The sequence below is a fragment of the Siminovitchia acidinfaciens genome (assembly GCF_003605385.1).
Taxonomy (GTDB): domain Bacteria; phylum Bacillota; class Bacilli; order Bacillales; family Bacillaceae_C; genus Siminovitchia; species Siminovitchia acidinfaciens.
The window spans coordinates 138,282-159,627 of the sequence record NZ_QYTV02000004.1 but is presented as its reverse complement, the minus strand read 5'-3'; the positions used below and the strand labels follow the sequence as shown (position 1 = coordinate 159,627).

Genomic DNA, 21,346 nt, shown 5'->3' with positions numbered 1-21,346 from the left:
CATGCAATAATAATTCTTTTCGTCCCTTATTAATAGTAGCGACACCCAATACACTTTTTAAGTCTTCATCATTTTACTCTGCCTCCTTAAAATCGGAATATTAAGAGTTATATTCAACTCAACACTTCATTCTCCCTTCAAACATATTAAAAACAGGGATTAATGCTCACGCCAGGAAGTGCGATTGTCACCAGTAGAAATTTGTCAAACAGCAAGTCCTGCCCCTTATATTCTTAACTGTGATTAGCATAGTTACCTGTATTCCGAAATGAAGGTATCAATAGTCATAAGCACACCGTAATTAACTGAAGATTCACGTTACTTATTGACCTAGGCTTTTTATATTGATTAAATAAGAAGAGATAAAGAAATCAAAAATTGGAGGGGGAAGTATTGGGGCTAAAAATTAATCAGATTAATCCAGAGAAAACAGCTTTATTGGTGGTAGATATGCAAAATGATTTCGTGGCAGCCGGAGCTCCGTTGGGGACAGCTATGGGACAAGAAATGTTGCCTAGGCTGAAACAAGTTCTGGAGTTTTCAAGAAGTAAGGGTATCTCGGTAATTTATACCGCTCATGTCCATAGAAGAGACGGCTCTGATGCCGGCTTGTTCGGAGAAATTTATCCGCCGATTGCTGAAGGGGCATGCTTGATCGATGGCACACCAGGGGCAGAGATCTACCCTGAGGTCGCTCCGTTGGAAAATGAGCCTGTGATTAAAAAGCATCGTTACAGTGCTTTCTTCGGTACAGACTTGGATATTATTCTACGGGGTAAAGGAATAGAGACTGTGGTGATTGTAGGTCTGACAACGGAGGATTGTTGTTTTGCCGCAGCGAGAGATGCGATGTATAGAGGCTATAAAGTGGCTTTCCTATCGGATGTGACAGGTACATACGATTATAAAGATATTGGTTTCGGAATGGTACCAGCTGCAGAAGTTCACCGGGTTTTCTTGACAGTCTTAGGGGGATCCACTGCTCATGTTATGACTGCCGAGGATTTTATCCAAAAAGTTGAAGATACGGTCAGTGTTGAACGAGTGTAACTTACTTCAATTCAAATAACGGATGAAACCGCAGGTGTCTCGCTGCGGTTTTTTTCAACATATTCTGGGGGCTTAACCACAGGCACCTTATCAATTTTCAGTTCCCCCACCCTATATTGTCCTCCCGCAAGTATGCCAAGTACCTGTCCACACTGCAAGTTACATTCACTACTCCTTTGGCGATACCTCCCCCTACAGTATTTCCTCTGTCTACTTGAAGGGGCAGTTCACATGGATTTTCTCCGCCTGTTTTATTTTGAGGGACTTTAGCGAACGGCAGTCTAATGCCTCGGTCAATCTTCATCTATCATTTCATTCTTTACACAATCTTATTACACCTTCCTTTTCTTTACAAAACTTTAAAAATCCAACATTTCCCTTTACAAAAACTTTAACCAATCCTTGCAGAATATTTATATTTATTTAACATTATTTGTCTACTATTTAATTAACACTTATACATAAAGTGAAACGCGTATTGCAGTACGTGTTCGGTTTGGATCTCCCATCCGTTATCTTGGGGGATACTCGGCCATTCCGAGAGGATTATTTCATCCCCAGATGCACAGTCGTCGCCGGTTTGGCGTGAGGACGGGTTAAATGCCCAACAGTCCGGAAACTCTTTCGAAAGTAAAATAACTGAGAAGGAAAGTGAGAGATGAAAAAGGTACTCTTGATTTCTCAAAATTTTTATCCGGAAATTGGTAGTGCCGCAAACAGGATGAAAAATATCTATGAACTCCTCAAAAACAAGGGTTATTTGGTTCAAGTGCTAACGACGGAGCCATCCTATCCGAATAAAAACACCTATGAAGATTCTTCTTTTTGGGATGATGAAGAGTTAAATAAGGATCGGCATATCACCCGTATCCCGATCAGAAGCCACAAATATTCCAGGAATTTCGTGAGCCGCTTATTTTATTATCTAGAAATGATGTGGAGGATGATTCTCACCATCCTGAAAGACCGGCAGCAGTATGATGTGATTTTTGTGTCGTCTCCGCCGATCTTTGTGGCTCTTGCGGGGCTATTGGCAAAATGGAAATTTAAAAACAAGCTTATTTTGGATATAAGAGATTTGTGGCCCGAATCATTGAAAGGTGTGGGAGTGTTTCATCATCCTTTTATAATGAAAATATTTTACGTGATTGAAAGAATTCTATACCGAAAAGCCGACTTTATCATCATTAATAGTCTTGGTTTTCAAGAGTATATAAAAAAACAGTTTGGCCCTGCTTCTGCGAAAATTGTGTATTTGCCTAACGCAGCACGCCAATGTGAAATGGCAAGCCAAACCGCTGAAAAGGCGCAAAATCAAGTGATTTATGCAGGGAATTTGGGGCGGGCGCAAGATGTTTCCTTGTTAAAAGAGCTGGCTGTCAAACTTTCGGAAAATGACATCGGCCTTACGGTGATCGGCTACGGTGTCGAAAAAAATCATTTTTACGAATTTGCACAGCAGAATGGATTAAAGAATATCTCCTTTTTATCGCCTACAACACGAAAAAAATGTTTACACATGATCGGGAAATCGGATGTAGCCATCGTTACATTAAAACAGAAGCAGGTGTTTGACACGGTGCTTCCCGGAAAGGTGATAGATTATATGGCTTGCAAAGTTCCGATCGTCGGCTCTGTATCGGGATTTTCCAAATCATTGATAGAAAAGGAGAAAGTAGGTTTGATCAGTGAAGACGGATCGGCAGCCGATCTGTTTCATAAAATCATTTATTTACTAAAAAGCAAAGAACTGCGCCAGGAAATGTCAAGAAATGGCGAAGCATATATCCGAGAATCTTTTATATGGGAGAAAAATATCGAAACGCTTGTCGATTGCATTGAAAAGTAAACGGATAAGGCCGGGATGGAAATATGAAGAAAAAAGTTTGTATGTTTGTATGGAATCATTTCACGAATGATGCCCGTGTGTTGAGAGAGTGTACGGCACTTTCGGCAAATGGATATAAAGTGGATCTCATTTGCATCCACGACCCGAGTGAAAAGGGATTGCCCCGATTTGAGGAAAGAAACCCTCATTTTCATGTCTATCGTGTGAGAAGATATCCGGTTGTCTTGGAACTTCTCCAAAAAGGGATCCGGGTCGTCAGGGAAGATAAAATTGTGCTCATTCCCTTATTGGTTTTGGGCGGCGTTTTATTGTTGTATGCGCCTTACATGACAATCATTCTGTTGGGTTTATTATTACTGCTCATGCAGAAAAAAATCCGGACGCTCTGGATTAGGGGGAGCCTCTTTTTAAGAATGATCCGTCACGGGTTCAAAAAAGATTATGAGATTTATCATTCAAACGATTTAAATACCCTTCCGCAAGGCTATATTTGTGCAAAATGGAGATTTCGCAAGAAAAAGCTGGTGTATGATTCCCACGAAGTCCAAACAAGCAGAACGGGCTATGACTCGGCGCTGTATGGCAAAATGGAAGGCTTTTTTATTCGAAAGATAAACGCTATGATCGTAGAAAATCACACAAGGGCCAAATACAGCGAAACCCTTTACGGTTTTTATCCAAACGTGGTCCATAACTACCCTTTTAAAGAAATCGGACAATCGGCGGAAAAAGCGCCATTGCACGAACAATTGGGATTGCCGGAAGATGAAAAGATTCTGCTGTATCAGGGAGGCATCCAAACAGGCCGGGGACTGGATAAACTGATTAAAGCCGCCCCCCTGTTCAAGGAAGGGACGCTTGTACTCATTGGTGACGGCAGGATCAAACCGGACCTGATCCAAATGGTAAAAGATATGAATTTGGAAGAAAAGGTGAAATTTTTACCCAAAGTACCGCTGAAAGAATTACCGAAATATACGAGAAATGCTTACCTCGGGTTTCAGGTGCTGAATAATGTTTGCTTTAACCATTATTCAGCATCATCCAATAAATTATTTGAATACTTGATGGCCGGTGTCCCTGTGGTGGCCTGTGATTTCCCGGAGATTAAAAGAATTGTAGAAGGGGAGCAGGTCGGCCTATGTATCGACTCACACAGTGAGCGAGAGATTGCCATGGCTGTCAACGAGCTGCTGGAAAATAAATCATTATACCGCAAGCTTGCGAACAATTGTGCAGGTGCAAAACACAAATACAATTGGGAGCAGGAGCAAAGAAACTTTTTATCCCTATATGACTATTTGATCGCAAACTAGACGAATGAATGATTGCCGCTATTATCATAGAATTGGAGGAATTCAAATGAAGGTTTGTGTAATGGGGCTTGGATATATAGGACTGCCGACATCTATCATGTTTGCCCGGCATGGGGCGGAAGTGGTTGGAGTTGATGTGAAAAAAGATGTCGTCAGCAAGCTGAATTCCGGTGAAATCCACATTGAAGAACCGGGATTAAAGGAAGCATTGCTTGAGGTGCTTGAAAAAGGGACTTTTAAAGCTTTACTGAAACCGGAAAAAGCGGATGCTTTTATAATATCTGTTCCGACTCCCAGCATGCGCGACCACTATAAATCATGTGACCTGACCTATGTATTGGACGCGTTGGATCGTATCCTTCCTTACACGGAAAAAGGAAATACCGTGATTGTGGAATCGACGATTTCCCCCAGAAGCATGGATGATCATATCAAACCGGTCATAGAAGCTGCCGGGTTTGTTGTTGGGGAAGACATTTTCCTCGTTCATTGTCCGGAAAGAGTGCTTCCAGGCCAAATTATGCACGAACTCATTTATAATAATCGGATTATCGGCGGAATCACACCGGCTTGCACCGAAGCCGGCGCAAGGGTCTATTCCACATTTGTCAAAGGGGAAATGATCCGGACGAATGCCAAGACGGCTGAAATGTCCAAGTTGATGGAGAACACCTTCCGTGATGTCAATATCGCATTGGCGAACGAGCTGACCAAGGTCTGCGACCAATTGGAAATTAATTCCCTGGATGTAATTCAAATGGCAAATAAACACCCGAGAGTGAATCTTCATCACCCGGGTCCCGGTGTTGGAGGACACTGCCTTGCCGTAGATCCCTATTTTATTGTTTCCAAAGCGCCTGAAACGGCCAAAATCATTCAATTGGCACGCAGCGTGAACACCTCCATGCCGGCCTTTGTAGTAGAGAACATCAACGCTTTAATGCAAAAGGTGAACGGGAGAATTGTCACATTGTTCGGCTTAACCTATAAAGGAAATGTGGATGACACGAGAAAAAGTCCGGCAATGGAAGTGCTGGAAAGATTGAAATTCGAGGGGAAATATGGTGTAAAAGCGTATGATCCCCATGTCAACAGCCGAATGGTTACGAAAGACATCCGGGAAGCGGCGGCAAATTCCGATTTAATTGTCGTGTTAACGGATCACGACGAATTTAAGGAGCTAGACTTCTTCCAATTATCGGGCATGGCGACCAAACGCATTTTTGACACTAAAAATGTCGTTCAAAATCGTTCGGAAGCATTCCAATATATCAATTTCGGCAATCTATACCACTTCAAAAAGCAAACCATGGTGGAAACACGTTAATCATTTATCATGCGGTGCTGTCGGATGGGAGTTTTTTCACCTGGCAGCACTGTTTTTCTGACATAAATAGAAAAGCACAAGCGCCCGTTTAGCGACGTACAAACTGGAGAACTCCGCAATGAGATAAAGGAAACACGGCGACGTAGGAGCCGATGTTGACTTATCGTAGTGGAGGAGGGCGAAGTTTGCTAGTCGCTGGGCGCTGAAGCTGGACAAAGCAGATACTTTTTTCGGTCTTATATTAAGGAAGGTTATACTGCCTTTAACAGTAAGAAAAACCCGGGAGTCTGATACCGTGAAAAACACTTTTGATTATATGGAAAAAATGGAGAATACCAATCCTATCGAAAAATGGATTTATGAAAAAATCAAAGGCGGTCCCATTTTAAATATCGGATGTGCCAAGGGATTGGATTCCTTTTTCCTGGCAGGAGAAAAAGTCAACGCAGTGGATCACTTCGAAGAATCGGTTCAATGTGTGAATCAGCTGCTGGACCGTGAAGAACCGTCAGACTGCAGATGCAACGATCAGATGGTAGTTGATGTTGAAGGCGAGACCTTTCACTCGGTGATTGTAAGGAATATCTTTGAGTATGGAACGGATGCCCAGAAAGTAATGGAGAAAGCTTTCGAATTGCTAAAAGAAGATGGCCGCCTTGTTATAACGGTTTCCTATGAATCAGGCCGTTCATTGGAACTTTTTTTTGCAACGGAAGTTTATCAGCTGCAAACGGAATCCCTCCAAATCATGGAGATGCAATTTTTTAACAATGGGATGGGTGCTGTTTTTAAAAAAGTGTCCGGGTCATGGCAGTTGCAGCTAGATCTGAATAGCCTTCCGATGACAATGGAAGAGGCATGGCAGCAGGAAAAGCAAGCCAGCATCGACCGGATCATGAAGAATATTTACTTGCAGGAACATTTGGAAGCAGCTTACTCGAGAGAGGAAAAGCTGCTCATTTCCTACAAGCAGTTGTGGCGAAAGTATCAAGCACTCAGCACCTCGAAGCTTGGAAAATTTGCTTTATACTATTGGAAGAAACGCAGAAGTCTTTTTGGGGGGAAATCAAGTGGATGAAGCAGCGATTGACCGAAGATTATCCACATTAATGCATTTAAAAAATAAAATAAGAGAAGAAATCAACGAAGACCGGAAAACGCTGATGGAACAATACGGTGCTGTCTATGAAAGCAAGTATGACTTTCTGGATGCATCGATCGGCAGCATAAAAGATAAAGGAGCCTATTTATCCTACAGGGATCAGGTATCTGACAAACACTTTTTCGAGGAGATCAAACCTTTGCTGGATCAAATTCCGGACAGCAACGGCAGCCGGTTCTATGAAAAAATCAAAGCGAACATCGGCATTATTTGTGATGAGTTTTTATTTCATTCTTTTCAGGGAGTCGCCAACTTTATCTATATCGAACGGGACAGGTACAAAGAGATACGTGAAGAACTGGATGTTCTTTTGGTTGTATCGACGTGGAAGGGGATCGACTTAAAATGGAAAGGACTTGGAAATCCAAACATCCGAAGGCACAGGGAAGATTTACAGAAAATCATCGACTATTTCCGTGTTAAAGGAACGAAAACCGTTTTTTACTCAAAGGAAGATCCTGTAAATTATCATGTTTTTCTGGGAATCGCCCAAAAATGTGATTATATCTTTACGACAGCCGAAGAAAAAATAGACTGCTATAAAGCAGATTGCGCCAATGAGAATGTGTTTTTGCTCCGTTTCGGCGTCAATCCCACCTACCATCATCCCATCGGCATGCGAAAATTTCCTAAAAGGAAAGAAGTGTTATTTGCAGGCTCATGGTATGAAAAATACCCCGATCGCCAGGAAGAGACGAGAGTTCTGTTTGACGGGGTATTGGAGGCAGGGAAAGGGTTAAAAATTATTGACCGGAATTTTGAATTAAAATTGGAGCAATTTTTTTTCCCGGAAGAGTATTTGCCGTATGTTTCCCCTTCGATCCAACATCAATATTTACAAAAGCTATATAAACTGTTTGATTGGACCATTAACCTGAACAGTGTGAAATACAGCAATACGATGTTTGCCAACCGGATTTATGAAGTGCAGGCGTTGGGGAACAATTTGCTTTCCAATTACAGCATCGGGGTAAACAATCAATTTCCGAATGTGTTCACCATTCATGATGAAAAAGAAATTCAATCGATTTTTGAGGACTTTACGGAGGCTGAAGTTTATCAACATCAGGTTTGGGGCATTCGAAGGGTCATGTCCAAAGAAACGAGCTATCATCGAATAGAAGAAATGCTTGAAAAAATCGGCTTTAAGACTGGAACGAAGAATAGAAAATCAGCTGTGATCGTGAAGGAGAAAACGCAGGCTGTTTGTTCAGCATTTAACAAACAAACGTATCCGTATATAAAGCTGTTTACAGAAAACGAAGTGAATGAAGATGCCTTAAAAGAATATGATATTGTGGCTTTTTTTGATCCCCAAAAGGAGTACGGAGAGTTTTACCTGGAAGATATGATCAATGGGTTTAAGTATACAAACTGTAATTATATAACGAAGGATGCGTATCATGATGGCAATCAGCTAGTGGAAGGCATCGAACATGACTATGTCAATCAAATGAAAGATAAATACAGAACCGTGTTTTGGAAGGACGCCTTCGGGTTATCCGCATTATTAGAAATGGAAGGCCCTGTTCCTATCGAAAATGGATACAGCATCGACCGATTTGAATTTTATAGCAAAAAAATCGAAAAGGCCACTCAGACAAAAGAATATAAGTTATCCGTGATTGTCCCTGTTTACAATAATGGGGACCACTTGTTAAACAAATGTTTTTTGAGCTTAAAGAGAAGCTCTTTGTTTGATGATATGGAAATTGTCATGGTGGATGACGGGTCGACGGACGGGTATACGCCCGGAATCGTGAAAAGAATTTCCAATGAACATGCCAATGTAAAAACCTATTTCTTCGAAGACGGAGGCAGCGGCAGCGCGTCGCGCCCAAGAAATAAAGGCGCCGAGTTGGCCACGGCGGATTATATCGCGTATCTCGATCCGGATAACGAAGCGATTAATGACGGATATTTTCATTTATATAAAGAAGTGCAAGGCGGGCACTATGACATGGCTGTCGGCAACATGGTCCGGCTGGCTCATGATGAGGTGCTGTTTAATTATTATCAGACAGCCATTCAATATAATGGAAGCAGCGTCATTTCCGTAAATGTGCCTCACTACTTAAGCAGCAGCCAATTTAAGGCCATGAGCATTCAAGCCTTAATCGTGCGGAAAGAGGTCATCGTAAATCACGGCCTGCAAATGGTCGTCGGTGCCGCGGGCCAGGATACCCTCTTCTTTCATGAGTTGCTTTTGCACGCCCGCCGGACAAAAGTGATCGATTTGCCGATACACATTTACTATGCTGTTGTTTCTGGATCCACTGTGAACACCGTTACAAACCGGTTTTTTGAAAAATATTACCTGTTGGAGAAAGCGAGAAAAGAATTCCTCAAAAAGCATGGTTTACTTGAGGAATACATGGCGAAACGATTTAACTATTATTTTAAAAATTGGTACCTGGACAAATTAAAAAACGTAAGAGAAGAAGATGCCTTCGAATCAGTCATAATCCTGGAGAAAATTTTCGCGCTGTACCGGAATCACATGGTTCATGAAGATGAAGAGCTTGCCAAGTTTAAAAGGATCCTGATGGAAAAGGATTATGAAAAAATTTTGAATGAGTTTGTTTTTGAACATCAAAAGGCATTGGTATCCTGAACGCTTTGGAGGGATTCAATGATCCCTGAAAGAGCCTGTTCATTTTTGTGCGGATTTGGAACATATAAAACAAGGGACTGATCATCGTTGAATAATAAAATCAAAGTCATGTCCATTTTTGGTACAAGGCCTGAAGCCATCAAGATGGCGCCGCTTATATTGGAATTGGAAAGGCAGTCGGATGAATTTGAAACGATTGTGACCGTAACGGCCCAGCATCGGCAAATGTTGGACCAAGTACTGGAAATATTTGATATTCAGCCGGACTATGACTTGAACATTATGAAGGACAGGCAAACTCTTGCAGAGGTAACAACGGCTGCACTTACGGGCTTGGATGAGGTTATGAAAAAAACGCGGCCTGATATAGTGCTGGTGCACGGCGATACAACGACCACTTTTGCGGCCGGTCTGGCTGCTTTTTACAATCAGATTCCGGTTGGTCATGTAGAAGCTGGATTAAGGACCTGGAATAAATATTCCCCGTTTCCGGAAGAAATGAACCGGCAACTCACGGGGGTGATTGCCGACCTTCATTTCTCTCCGACCCAACAATCTGCCAATAATTTGCTGGAAGAGGGTAAAAAGGAAGAAACGATTTTTATTACCGGAAATACCGCAATCGATGCTCTAAAAACGACAGTAAGGGATGAATATACGCACTCCGTGCTTGAAAAAGTCGGGGAAGACCGTCTCATTCTGTTAACGGCCCACCGGCGGGAGAACCTGGGAGAACCCATGAGAAATATATTCCGTGCCGTCAAGCGTCTGGCAGAGGATCATCCTGACATACAAGTGGTCTATCCTGTTCACCTGAACCCTGCTGTCCGGGAAACAGCGAATGAAATCTTGGGGAACGATCCCAGAATTCATCTAATCGAACCGCTGGATGTGATTGACTTTCACAACTTCGCGAACAAGGCCTATCTGATACTCAGTGATTCTGGCGGGGTACAAGAAGAAGCCCCGTCATTGGGAGTCCCTGTCCTGGTGTTAAGGGATACGACGGAGCGTCCTGAAGGAATCGAAGCGGGGACTTTAAAATTAACCGGACTTCAGGAGGAAACCATCTATCAATTGGCAAATGAACTATTAACCGATCCATCCGCCTATGAAAAAATGGCCAAAGCGGTCAATCCGTACGGGGATGGGGAGGCATCAAGCCGGATTGTGGAGGCAATTCGCTATTATTTTAAACAGACGGACAAGAGGCGGGTTCTTTTTACAGGAGTTTCTGGTCGTTGAAGGAACAGACCCTGACGCTTTGGAAAAGGGAGTGGGGCAAACTTGGTTCATCCTAAATTTTCTCTAGTAGGATTAAGGTTTGACCTAGAGCAAAGCAGCTTTAGGAAGTCAACGAAAAGCCGTTCAATAGCTATTGGTAATTTAGCTGTTGAACGGCTTTTTTCTAGATAATAAATATCCAAATACGTAAAAGTAAACAGTAGAAATACGCACCTGGTCTGGAGTGATCGGCGATAGATACGACGTACAGGAGTATAAAGTGGCTTTCCTATCGGATGTGACAGGTATATACGATTATAAAGATATTGGTTTCGGAATGGTACCAGCTGCAGAAGTTCACCGGTTTTTCTTGACAGTCTTAGGGGGATCCACTGCTCATGTTATGACTGCAGAGGATTTTATCGAAAAGGTTGAAGAAACGGTCAGTGTTGAACGAGTGTAAATTTACTTCACTTCGAACAATAGATGAAACCGCAGGTATCTCACAGCGGTTTCTTTTTGATATAATTCGGGGGATTTCGAAAAGTGACAGGCTCCCTATCGATTTTCCGTTCCCCCACCCCATATGGTCCGTCCTCCGGTATGTCCGGTACCTGAATGGGTTTCTTCGTCTACGAGCTGCATTTTTCCAGGTTCTTCGTGGTGATGCCAGTCATAGCCTTCTGGAGTGACTGCAGACTGAAAGTTTTCTACGTCTTGCGAACTGAACCGTAGGTCATCAGCCAAGCCAGGTCGAAGGGTTCCGGTGAATACACTGATGTTTAGCGTGATTGAGATAGCCAGGAAAAGCAACTTAAAACTTTGGGCCTACCCAACAATTTCTTAGAAACTGCCAATCATAGACACAGAGAATGTAAAAAGCTGGATCAATTGACGCCTAGGTCATCAACCCTTCTATTGATTTGTCGGGTATTTAGAGAAAATATTTATCTAAATGATAGTCTTATCCCCACCTGTTTTTAAGGTGGGGATTATTTGATGCTCGTATTTTTTTATTAAGTCAATATAGTAGACACGGTTTTTTAGATTTCTTTCTCTACCGCTCTATCACTTAATGGCCTCTTCGTGAAAATAAAGAGGTAGATTTTTTCTGTGCGTTGAAGTGAAGGGGGTTCATTTATGGGTTTTCAATGAATGCATTGAAAAACAAAACATTATAGGAATTGAACAATAAGAGTTTATAATTCATAAGTGTTTTTATGAAGAAATTGTTATAGCATTACACTTTTTACAATTTTCCTTATTAATGTGCATTATATACAACAACTAGTAATGTTGAGCCGCTTCCAAGACATCAAATAAGCAATGATGTCTAAAGGTTAAGGAAGACATGCGGAGCCAACTTTTCCAATATTTATCCACAAAATAACTAAGCCGCTATGGATTTCTCTTAGCGGCTTTTCTGTATGATGAGGGAGGCATCCAGTACTGAGACTGTAATGCATCAGTTGTTCTCCCTAACCACGAGGATATAGGCAAGGATTATTACAATCCCCGAACATGTATATAAAACAAGGATGTACAACGTTTAACAATATATTCAAAGATAAATATGTACCGGAATGTTGTATGGATAATAGGACTGATGAGGCTTTTAAGAGATTTATAAAAACTCATTCTGCTCTATTCCTGCTTATATACTCTATCTTCTTTGAGCTGTAGGTCTAATAATAATATCATTCACTGAAACTGCACTTGGTTGACGGATGGCATATAGTATGGCATTTGCAATGTCGTCACTGCTTATGGTTCTATCCAATGATCCTTCTTCACGTATCATATTTAGCACATCTTCATCTTTTACACTGTCTACTAGCTCTGTGTCAACAGATCCAGGTGAAATAAGCGTAGTTCTGATATTCTCCTCTGGCAGCAGTTCTTTACGCAATCCTTCAGTAATAATTCGGACAGCATGCTTTGTAGCACTATATAAAACACGAGGTGGATACACTTCGTACCCTGCGACAGAGGAAATGTTAATAATGTGCCCCTCATTTCTTTCCTGCATAGTTGGTAGAACTGCAGCGATACCATGTAATACTCCTTTGATATTTACATCGATCATTCGATTCCAATCATCTACTTTCAATTTTCTCATGTAAGAGATAGGCATAATTCCCGCGTTGTTTATCAAAACGTCAACTTTACCAAAATGGTGTAGTGTCTTATCTACTAACTCTTTCATTTGATCATATGACGTAACATCGGTTACTTTGTAACTTGCCTTCCCACCATTATTCACAATCTCATCTCTTAACTGTTGCAGTCTATCCTCTCTGCGTGCAGCCAGCATGACTGTAATTCCATTCTTAGCAAGCATTGTTGCTGTTGCATGGCCAATTCCACTGCTAGCCCCTGTAATGATTGCAACTTTGTCTATCATCGTTTGCACCTCTTTCATTGTTTGTTTATTAAAGAAGCAAGAACTATACCAATAAATAATACAAGCCCATTAGTAAAGCCCTCCTTTGTGAAATAAGCCCCGAACCCAATCTTTTATAACATTATAAAAATGCATAGTTGCATTACTAGTTACAAAAAAGGTAAAAGATCCAAAGATATCAATCTATATAATTGGCACAAAAGTTGCTTTTAATTAAAACAAGTATCAAATTTAATCAATGTTGGAGGAGGAAATTACATGTCAGAGAATTTAACAGCAACAACCGACGTTGACTGGACAATCTTGGTGGAATTAGACAAAAAGCACTTTTTGCACCCAACGTCATCTATTAAGGAACAACAGAAGGAGGGACCTGCCCTTATCTTTACTGAAGGAAATGGGATTTACTTAAAAGATACAGATGGTAAAGAATATATTGATGGACTTTCCTCACTTTGGAATGTGAATATTGGACACGGAAGAGAAGAATTAGGGAAGGTATCCATGGAACAGATTTCAAAACTGGGATTTAGTTCAACATTTGCAACGTTTAGCCATGAACCGGCCATTCGATTAGCAGCTAAAATAGCGGAAATTACTCCAGAGGGATTGAACACAACCTTTTTCACATCAGGCGGATCTGAATCTAATGACACAGCATTTAAACTAGTCCGTCATTATTGGAAGTTAAGAGGTAAACCTGAAAAAAAGAAAATTGTCTCGCGCAGAAAGTCTTATCATGGTGTAGCCATGGGAGCAACGAGCGCTACAGGATTAAAGCCGTTCCGGGATTTTACCACCTCGTTAGCTCCGGACTTTTATTATGTGGACAGTAACCTTGAAGAGTTTAAAGCATTTATTCAAAAAGAAGGGGCAGAAACGATTGCAGCTTTTATTTCGGAACCAATTCAAGGAACTGGTGGAGTTCATCTTCCTCCGCAAGACTACTTTAAAGAGATAAAAGCTATATGTGAACAGTATAATATTCTATTTATTGCAGATGAGGTAATAACAGGGTTTGGCAGAACTGGTACTTATTTTGGAGTAGAGCAGTTTGGAATTGTACCTGATCTAATGTCCGTTGCTAAAGGGATTACAAGTGGGTATGCAGCCTTGGGCGGTGTGATTATCTCTAGTAAAATACACAACGATTTAATAGAACTTTCCGATGGTTTGTTCATGCATGGATATACCTATAGCGGTCACCCGACGGCATGTGCAATTGCTTTGAAAAACATAGAAATTATTGAAAGAGAAGGATTGGTCAATAATTCTAAAGTTATGGGTGAAGAAATGCTGGATGGGTTTAAATGGTTACAGCAAGAACATGAAATCATTGGAGAAGTTCGTGGGCTTGGTTTAATGGGTGCAATTGAAATCGTGAAAGATAAAAAGACTAATGAAAGATTCAATGAACCTTTTGCTCCGAAAATTGTCTCAGAATCATTAAAACGAGGGCTCATCCATCGCGGAGTAGTATATGAAGGGGCAGATACACTTATATTTGCACCTCCATTAATCATCGATAAATATGGGATCAATAAGATGATTAATATTTTAAATGAAGCAATTGGCACGGTGAACAGAGAATGTTCAGTATGAGGACTCCCTGTCAGGCCGTTAAAGTCCGTATTCATTAAATGAGACTTCCGAAGCTTATTTAATTTGATCCAAGCACTTGTCAGTACTTTATACTGTTATTTTTAGCTAAACACCACCCCTTTTGGACCAAAGGTAATGCATAGAAGCATTAATTTCATGTAAAAAGGCATTAATTAGAAAGGATTTGCCAACTATAAGATAAAAAATACCAAACTTCCACGATTATTATAGAAAGATTAAAAAAATAACGTAATCATAAATTATTGGAAGCAGCAGGATTAACCACTTTTGGCTACAATTTGAAGAATAAGTTGGCATATAAGTTGCATAAATAAACAAGCAAAGGGGGATGGAGAAATTAACATATGTTTCATTCAGTAATTTTAAAACATGTTGCGCGTAAGTAATGTAGAGTTGTAAGGGTTTACTTCTTATTTTGGAAGATACCGAGGTTTATCATGGTGCGATTCTATATGGTATGAACAAGTTTTATTCTAATGTAAGAATAAAATAACTACAGCTTGAGTCTTGTAAAGAAGAAGTTGCCCATATATGAAAACGTCTACATTAAAATTGAAAGGTTTGGTCCATTATCGTTTGAGAATAAAGAGGTGGTAATATATTCGAGTAATTCAGATGGCCTTTTTTGGGAGTAGTTTTCCAACTTGGCTAAAGCCGGTGTAGTTATTTTCTGAAAATTTAAATTGAAATAAGGGTAAATTGAGAGGAGAGAATGAAAGTGAACAAAATATTGAAACGTGTACTTTTCTTTGGTTTTCTTATATTGTCCTCAATGGTTATTGCAGCATGCGGCACTAGCAAAAGCAGTAGTTCAGCAAGCGGCAGTAAAGGAAGCGGAACTAGTGAGGACCCTATTAAATTAAACTATTACCATGTGGCTCAAGAAAATCACCCGACTCACGCCGTTGCGGTGGAATACAAAGAAAAAGTGGAAGAATTGTCTGAAGGCCGTCTGCAACTAGAAGTGTTTTGCTGCGGACAGCTCTATCCTTCCGAAACTGATGGTGCTGAAGCAGCGATCAAAGGCGATGTCGACATTGCGATGAGTTCGGCTCCGGCGATGAGTAGCTTGAATTCCAGCTTTATGGTTTTTGACTTGCCATTTCTTTTCAAAAATGAAGAGCAAGCATATGCTGCACTTGACGGTGAGCTCAGTGCCGCTTTGGATAAGAAATTAGAAGAAATGGGATTAGTGTCAATTGGCTGGGGATCAACCGGCTTTAAACAATTGGTTTCTGCGAAAGATCCAATTAAGTCTGTAGATGATTTAAAAGGGATGCGCATGAGAGTTATGGAAAACAAAATGCACATGGACATCTTTAACTCGCTTGGAACGAATGCATCTGGACTAGCCTTTGGTGAAGTATATTCTGCTCTTTCTCAAGGAACACATGACATGCTTGATTCAACAGCTGCATATGTGATGTCTTCCAGCTTCTATGAAGTAGTTGATTACTTTACAGTTACAAATCACTTCTTCCACCCAGCTGTAACCTTTATTAATAAAGAAACATATGACAGCCTGCCTGAAGACCTTCAGCAAGTTTTAATGGAGGCAGGAAATATTGTTGGTGAAAAGCACCGTCAATTAGTTGCTGAGCAAGAAAAAACAGACCGTAAAAAAATGGTTGATGAGGGCGTTGAAATAATCGAATTGTCTGATAAAGAACTCGAGAAATTTGAAGAAGCCGTTCAGCCAATCTATGAGAAATATGAAGATGAAATTGGCAAAGATCTAATCGATATTGCAAAGTCTTATTCGGAATAACATATATGAGTCTAGGTTAGCCATCTAGCCTGGACTCATTAATAATGGTGGTGTAAAAATGAAGAAATTCTTGGATGAAAAGCTGGATGAATGGATTCTAATGATAGGGTTTGTAGTCATTATTCTTCTAGTTTTTTCACAAGTGGTTTTCCGTTATTTAATCCATATTCCAATCATTGGCTATTTCGATGAATTGTCTAGATTTATTTTCATGTGGCTAGCTTGGATCGGGGTTGCGTATGCAATAAGAACAAAAAGTCATATCCGGATTGGAATATTTACTGAAATGATATTCAGAGGAAAAAAGCACTACGTAAAATACGTGGAACTTCTTATATTCTTAGGTTTCTCTATTTTCCTCGTGGTTGCGGGTACCCAATGGGTTATGGAGCAGCAAGTTTCAAATTTCACTAGCCCAATGTTGAATATACCATTATGGATTGTAAACCTTGCAATCCCTATAAGCGGTGCTTTAATGAGTATTCGCCTTATACAAGAGTTCATTAAGCTCATTAAAGGCGGCCCTAAAGATGAAGAGCCTGATACGACTCCTACTATTTAAAGAAAGTCATGGAGAATTATACTATAGCTTTTAAACTAGTTTTATTTTTAATGAGGTGGGCTGTTTGACTACAATTATATTATTTGCGAGTTTATTTTTATTTATCATTCTTGGACTCCCGATAGGTATAGCGATCGGCTTGGCATGTTTGGCTACAATAGTATTAGCCAGTAATATAGATATTTTTGTTATTTTGGATCAGGCATTGAAAGGAATCAACTCATCTGTCATCATGTCAATTTCCTTTTTCACTTTAGCAGGTATTTTGATGGGCAGAGGCGGTATTTCCAAGAGGCTCCTTGACTTATCGAATGCCTTGATCGGCTGGGTTAAGGGAGGGTTGGCGATGGTGACCGTGCTGACCAGTATGTTTTTTGCCGCCATCTCCGGATCCGGCCCTGCAACAGTTGGGGCTATTGGTTCTTTTATGATTCCTGAAATGAAAAGAAATAGATATGGTACAAGCTTTGGGGCTGGACTTACTGCTGTAGCGGGATCACTCGGAGTTATCATTCCGCCGAGTATCCCTTTCATCTTATATGGAGTTGTAGCAGAGGTTTCTATTGGAAAGTTATTTGCTGCCGGGATTATCCCGGGTATTTTAATCGGTATACTGCTTATGTTTGCTTCTTATCTCGTTTTAAGAAAAAAAGATATTGTACTGGATACCAAAAGGTCGTCATTTGGTGAAATTGCAAAAGCAACCTGGAAAGCGAAATGGTCATTGCTGGCACCAATTATCGTCCTCGGGGGAATTTACTTAGGGTGGTTTACTCCAACAGAAGCATCCGTCGTAGCGGTCGTTTATGCGTTCATTGTCGGTATGTTTATCCACAAAAACTTGGGAAGAAAAGAACTATATGAAAGTTTGACAGAAACCCTTCAATTATTAGGAGCAACCATTTATATGGTTGGTTTGTCATTCACCTTTGCTTATATTTTAACCATTGAAAGAATCCCGAATGCGATTGTGGAAACATTAACCTCCATCTCAGATAATAAGTGGGTTCTTCTCATATTGATCAATCTTTTCTTGCTCTTGGTGGGAGCCTTTATTGATGTAGTTGTATCCATTGTCATCTTGACGCCAATCTTGTTGCCAATCGCAATTCAAATAGGTATAGATCCTGTTCATTTCGGCGTTATCATGATTTTGAACCTGGCGATCGGATATGTGACTCCGCCATTCGGTGTCAATCTATTCGTTGCTTCTGCAGTCTCTAAATCGCCGATCGAATCTATATTTAAAGCGAGTGTTCCATTCTTATTCGTTATGCTATTAAGCTTGATATTAATTATCGTGTTCCCGTTCTTGTCATTATATTTACCAAGTTTAATAGGTTGATAGGGGCACTGGGAATTAAGTCAGCGTTTCATGCGAAGTAACGTGAATAGTAAAATTTTGTAAAGTTCTTTATCTTGTGATAACGATTTCTGCGTAAAGAGGAGGAAATCAATTGATAGCACCCGATTTATGTCTTTATAACGGTAAGATTGTTTCTATGGATAAGTATGGAACCATAAAAGAGGCGGTTGCCATAAAAGATGGAAAGATTGTTCAGGTGGGTTCTTTTTCAGAAATTAAAAATGCTATTTCCGATGAAACAACAGTCATAGATTTAAATGGAAAAACAGTACTTCCAGGTTTTATAGACGCTCATCAACATATTTTCCAAACAGGATATAACTTAATGAATGTCAACTGTGGGAAATCTTCTATTAGAGAAATTGTGACGGCAATTGAAGAGGCAGCTAAAGAAAAAGAAAATGAGAATGAATGGATTATTGGCTGGGGACTGAATGAGGCAAATATTGCTGAAAAAAGACTTCCCAATGCGGATGACCTTTCACACATACCCAATCCTGTTTATATTACGCGCTTTTGTCTGCATACAGCCGTAGTGAACGACAAAGCTTTGTCCATTGCTGGAATTGGCGATGAGACGCCTGATCCAGAGGGCGGTGAAATTTTAAGGAACAGCGATGGGTCCGTAAAGGGAATACTTAGGGAAACAGCTATGGATCTTGTAAAGGAGTATCTCCCGCCGTATTCGATAGATTCATTGAAGGAAGCTGTGAAGTTTGCCTCAGATCATTACATGAAGAATGGTATTACTCACGTACATGAAGCAGGATTGGGCTTTTTGACCGGAACCATGAACGAATTACGTGCCTTGGTCGAAATGTCTCTAGATGGAACGCTCGGAATCAGAATGAACGGTATGATTTTGGAGAGTTATTTTGAAGAAGCAAAACAGATGGGCTTATTAACAGGGTTCGGCAATGATTTATTTAAGATTGGTGCGATTAAAATGTTCGCGGATGGGACGTTGAGTGGTCAAACCGCGGCTGTGAATCAAAGGTATACGAACTCTGAAAATAATACAGGGATTTTAATCTATTCACCGGAAGAACTGTCAGAAAAAATTGTTGCCTCACACAAGGCTGGCTTTCAAGTCGCGGTACATGGAATTGGAGACCGAGCCATTGAACATATTTTAAGTGCTTATGAACAAGCATTAGAGCTATTTCCGAGAGAAGATCACCGACATCGGATTGAGCATTGTGGAATTATCAATCAAGAGATTCTAGATCGATTAAAGAAATCTGATATCATCACAGTTCCTCATCCGGGAATCGTTCATTTTGCAGGAGACACATATAAAAGTGTACTGAACGAAAATGTCATTAAGGGATTATACGCTGTAAAGACCTTACTTGATGCCGGAGTTCTCGTAGCCGGAAGTTCAGACTCGCCTGTCATTCCATGTTCACCGCTCATTGGCATGTATACGGCGATGAGTCGAGAATCTATACAAGGTGATAAAATTGTTCCACAAGAAAGCATCCCTTTGTACGATGCCGTTAAAATGTATACCATCAATGCAGCAAAAGCTGCCTTCACTGAAAGTGAAGTTGGAAGTATCGAAGTAGGAAAGTTTGCAGATTTAACAATACTTCCTAGTGGATTTATGCAATACTCCGCTGAGGAAGTAAAAGATGCTGAGATAGAAATGACCGTAATCAATGGGCAGGTAGTCTATCAAAAAGAATTAAAGATGCACAATGTATAATTGCGCCATTTGATTCACTTTTCAAATCAAGTGGGAGGGGATTAGTTGTGATTGCCAAAAATAAAATTGATATAAATATGTCTAGATTGAAAGCTGCTTTTGAAGTAAGTTCGAAGATTGGCGCCACTGAAAAAAATGGTTTGACAAGATTGACTTTAACTGAGGAAGACAGAAAAATCAGGGATATTTTTGTGCAGTGGTTAAAAGAAGAAGGGCTAAGTGTACGTATTGATGATGTAGGTAACATTTATGGGAAGAGGGAAGGAAGAAATAAAAATGCCAAATCAATCATGATTGGTTCGCATTTGGACACTCAACCAAGAGGTGGCAGATTTGACGGAGTTTTAGGGGTTTTATCATCTTTGGAAGTGATCCGGACGTTAAATGAAAATAATATAGTAACAGAACGTCCGATTGAAATCGTCAACTTTACAAATGAAGAAGGGGAAAGATTTACCCCACCTATGATAGGGTCGGGAGTTGCCACCGGAAACTATACAAAGGAATTTGCCTATGGGTTACGGGATAAAAATGGAGTTTCTTTTGAAGAAGCCCTTAATGAAATAGGATACAACGGACAGGAAGAAAACCGATTATCGAATGTTGAATACTTTGTAGAACTGCACATCGAACAAGGACCGCTTCTTGAGAAGAATAGAAAAGAAATCGGTATTGTTAAAGGTGTAAAAGGCATGACCCGCTTTGAAGTAACTGTAACAGGTCATGCAAGCCATGGTGCGCACCCTGCTTATGGCCGAAAAGACGCCTTGGTTGCCGCTTCCAAAATGGTACTTGCTATTGATGAAGTAACCAAAAGCTATGAAGACTTGTCGACGACCGTAGGCGTTTTTGAAGTATTTCCCTCAGTAGTAAATATTTTTGCTGGAGAGGTAAGGTTTACTTTTGATGTAAGGCATCTCGATGATCAAATAAGAAATAGGGTAATAAGTAACATTAAAGAAAATCTGAAAAGAATTTCAGAGGAAAGCGAAGTAGTTTGCTCTATTAAACAAACTTGGAACATAGATGGTACACACTTTTCCACAGAATTGACAGGTTTAATTCTAGAAGAGACAAACAAGCTTAACTATTCTCACCAATATATTGTAAGCGGTGCCGGGCATGACGCGAAATTTATGAACGACATATGTAAAACAGCGATGATATTCACGCCAAGTGCAAATGGCTTTAGCCATTGTGAAGAAGAGTACACTTCTTATGAAGATATTCAAAAAGCTACTACTCTATTATTGAACGTAGTAATGGAATTAGCCAATAAAGTGTAGCTTAAAAATTTATCCCCTCCTAGTTGTACGGAGGGGATAAATTGTTGCGTTTATTGTTGAATAGAATGTGTTCAAACTTGTCTATTC

At 40.3% G+C, this 21,346-nt stretch carries 17 protein-coding genes; 14 read left to right on the top strand and 3 right to left on the bottom strand.

From position 1 onward, the window contains the following. Positions 1-393 precede the first annotated feature (393 nt). Positions 394-1,050: a cysteine hydrolase family protein gene (locus D4T97_RS10755; RefSeq protein WP_126050534.1), complete on the top strand. Its 657-nt coding sequence runs from the start codon at positions 394-396 to the stop codon at positions 1,048-1,050. A 97-nt stretch (positions 1,051-1,147) separates the two neighbouring features. Here the strand turns inward: D4T97_RS10755 and D4T97_RS10750 are convergent, their stop codons facing one another. After that, positions 1,148-1,354 (bottom strand): hypothetical protein, encoded by a 207-nt coding sequence (locus tag D4T97_RS10750; RefSeq protein ID WP_126050532.1) that lies wholly within the window; start codon positions 1,352-1,354, stop codon positions 1,148-1,150. Positions 1,355-1,708: 354 nt separating this feature from the next. Here D4T97_RS10750 and D4T97_RS10745 point away from each other — a divergent pair, with 354 nt between their 5' ends. The 7 genes from D4T97_RS10745 (at position 1,709) to D4T97_RS10715 (ending at position 11,005) form a co-directional block, all read left to right on the top strand. Further along, positions 1,709-2,899 (top strand): glycosyltransferase family 4 protein, encoded by a 1,191-nt coding sequence (locus D4T97_RS10745; protein WP_126050530.1) that lies wholly within the window; start codon positions 1,709-1,711, stop codon positions 2,897-2,899. A gap of 23 nt (positions 2,900-2,922) precedes the next feature. Beyond that, complete coding sequence (locus D4T97_RS10740; protein WP_126050528.1) at positions 2,923-4,215, top strand: glycosyltransferase; 1,293 nt, start codon at positions 2,923-2,925, stop codon at positions 4,213-4,215. A gap of 46 nt (positions 4,216-4,261) precedes the next feature. Beyond that, the gene (locus D4T97_RS10735; RefSeq protein ID WP_126050526.1) at positions 4,262-5,542 is read left to right on the top strand and encodes a nucleotide sugar dehydrogenase; all 1,281 of its coding nucleotides are present in this window, start codon (positions 4,262-4,264) and stop codon (positions 5,540-5,542) included. A 295-nt stretch (positions 5,543-5,837) separates the two neighbouring features. Then, positions 5,838-6,620: a class I SAM-dependent methyltransferase gene (locus tag D4T97_RS10730; protein ID WP_126050524.1), complete on the top strand. Its 783-nt coding sequence runs from the start codon at positions 5,838-5,840 to the stop codon at positions 6,618-6,620. Continuing rightward, positions 6,613-9,318 carry a glycosyltransferase gene (locus D4T97_RS10725; protein WP_126050522.1) on the top strand — a complete coding sequence of 902 codons (2,706 nt, stop codon included), beginning with the start codon at positions 6,613-6,615 and terminating at the stop codon, positions 9,316-9,318. Before D4T97_RS10730 ends, D4T97_RS10725 begins: the two co-directional genes overlap by 8 nt. An 87-nt stretch (positions 9,319-9,405) precedes the next feature. Next, positions 9,406-10,563 carry a non-hydrolyzing UDP-N-acetylglucosamine 2-epimerase gene (wecB, locus tag D4T97_RS10720; RefSeq protein WP_126050521.1) on the top strand — a complete coding sequence of 386 codons (1,158 nt, stop codon included), beginning with the start codon at positions 9,406-9,408 and terminating at the stop codon, positions 10,561-10,563. A 259-nt stretch (positions 10,564-10,822) separates the two neighbouring features. Continuing rightward, positions 10,823-11,005 carry a hypothetical protein gene (locus tag D4T97_RS10715; protein WP_164525539.1) on the top strand — a complete coding sequence of 61 codons (183 nt, stop codon included), beginning with the start codon at positions 10,823-10,825 and terminating at the stop codon, positions 11,003-11,005. A 95-nt stretch (positions 11,006-11,100) separates the two neighbouring features. On the opposite strand, the gene D4T97_RS10710 is transcribed toward D4T97_RS10715, so the two are convergent. Beyond that, positions 11,101-11,289: an HNH endonuclease gene (locus tag D4T97_RS10710; RefSeq protein ID WP_164525538.1), complete on the bottom strand. Its 189-nt coding sequence runs from the start codon at positions 11,287-11,289 to the stop codon at positions 11,101-11,103. Between the two features lie 916 nt (positions 11,290-12,205). Beyond that, positions 12,206-12,946 carry an SDR family oxidoreductase gene (locus D4T97_RS10705; protein ID WP_126050517.1) on the bottom strand — a complete coding sequence of 247 codons (741 nt, stop codon included), beginning with the start codon at positions 12,944-12,946 and terminating at the stop codon, positions 12,206-12,208. A gap of 258 nt (positions 12,947-13,204) precedes the next feature. On the opposite strand from D4T97_RS10705, the gene D4T97_RS10700 reads away from it, so the two are divergent. The 6 genes from D4T97_RS10700 to D4T97_RS10675 all read left to right on the top strand — a co-directional run bounded on the left by D4T97_RS10700 (position 13,205) and on the right by D4T97_RS10675 (position 21,259). Next, positions 13,205-14,548 (top strand): aminotransferase family protein, encoded by a 1,344-nt coding sequence (locus tag D4T97_RS10700; protein ID WP_126050515.1) that lies wholly within the window; start codon positions 13,205-13,207, stop codon positions 14,546-14,548. 739 nt (positions 14,549-15,287) lie between these two features. Next, the gene (locus D4T97_RS10695) at positions 15,288-16,337 is read left to right on the top strand and encodes a TRAP transporter substrate-binding protein (protein WP_206435558.1); all 1,050 of its coding nucleotides are present in this window, start codon (positions 15,288-15,290) and stop codon (positions 16,335-16,337) included. A gap of 58 nt (positions 16,338-16,395) precedes the next feature. Further along, positions 16,396-16,899: a TRAP transporter small permease gene (locus D4T97_RS10690; RefSeq protein ID WP_126050511.1), complete on the top strand. Its 504-nt coding sequence runs from the start codon at positions 16,396-16,398 to the stop codon at positions 16,897-16,899. Between the two features lie 64 nt (positions 16,900-16,963). Then, positions 16,964-18,244 (top strand): TRAP transporter large permease, encoded by a 1,281-nt coding sequence (locus tag D4T97_RS10685; protein ID WP_126050509.1) that lies wholly within the window; start codon positions 16,964-16,966, stop codon positions 18,242-18,244. A 112-nt stretch (positions 18,245-18,356) separates the two neighbouring features. Then, the gene (locus D4T97_RS10680) at positions 18,357-19,973 is read left to right on the top strand and encodes an amidohydrolase (RefSeq protein ID WP_126050507.1); all 1,617 of its coding nucleotides are present in this window, start codon (positions 18,357-18,359) and stop codon (positions 19,971-19,973) included. Between the two features lie 47 nt (positions 19,974-20,020). Continuing rightward, positions 20,021-21,259: a M20 family metallo-hydrolase gene (locus tag D4T97_RS10675; protein ID WP_235872220.1), complete on the top strand. Its 1,239-nt coding sequence runs from the start codon at positions 20,021-20,023 to the stop codon at positions 21,257-21,259. Positions 21,260-21,346 lie beyond the last annotated feature (87 nt).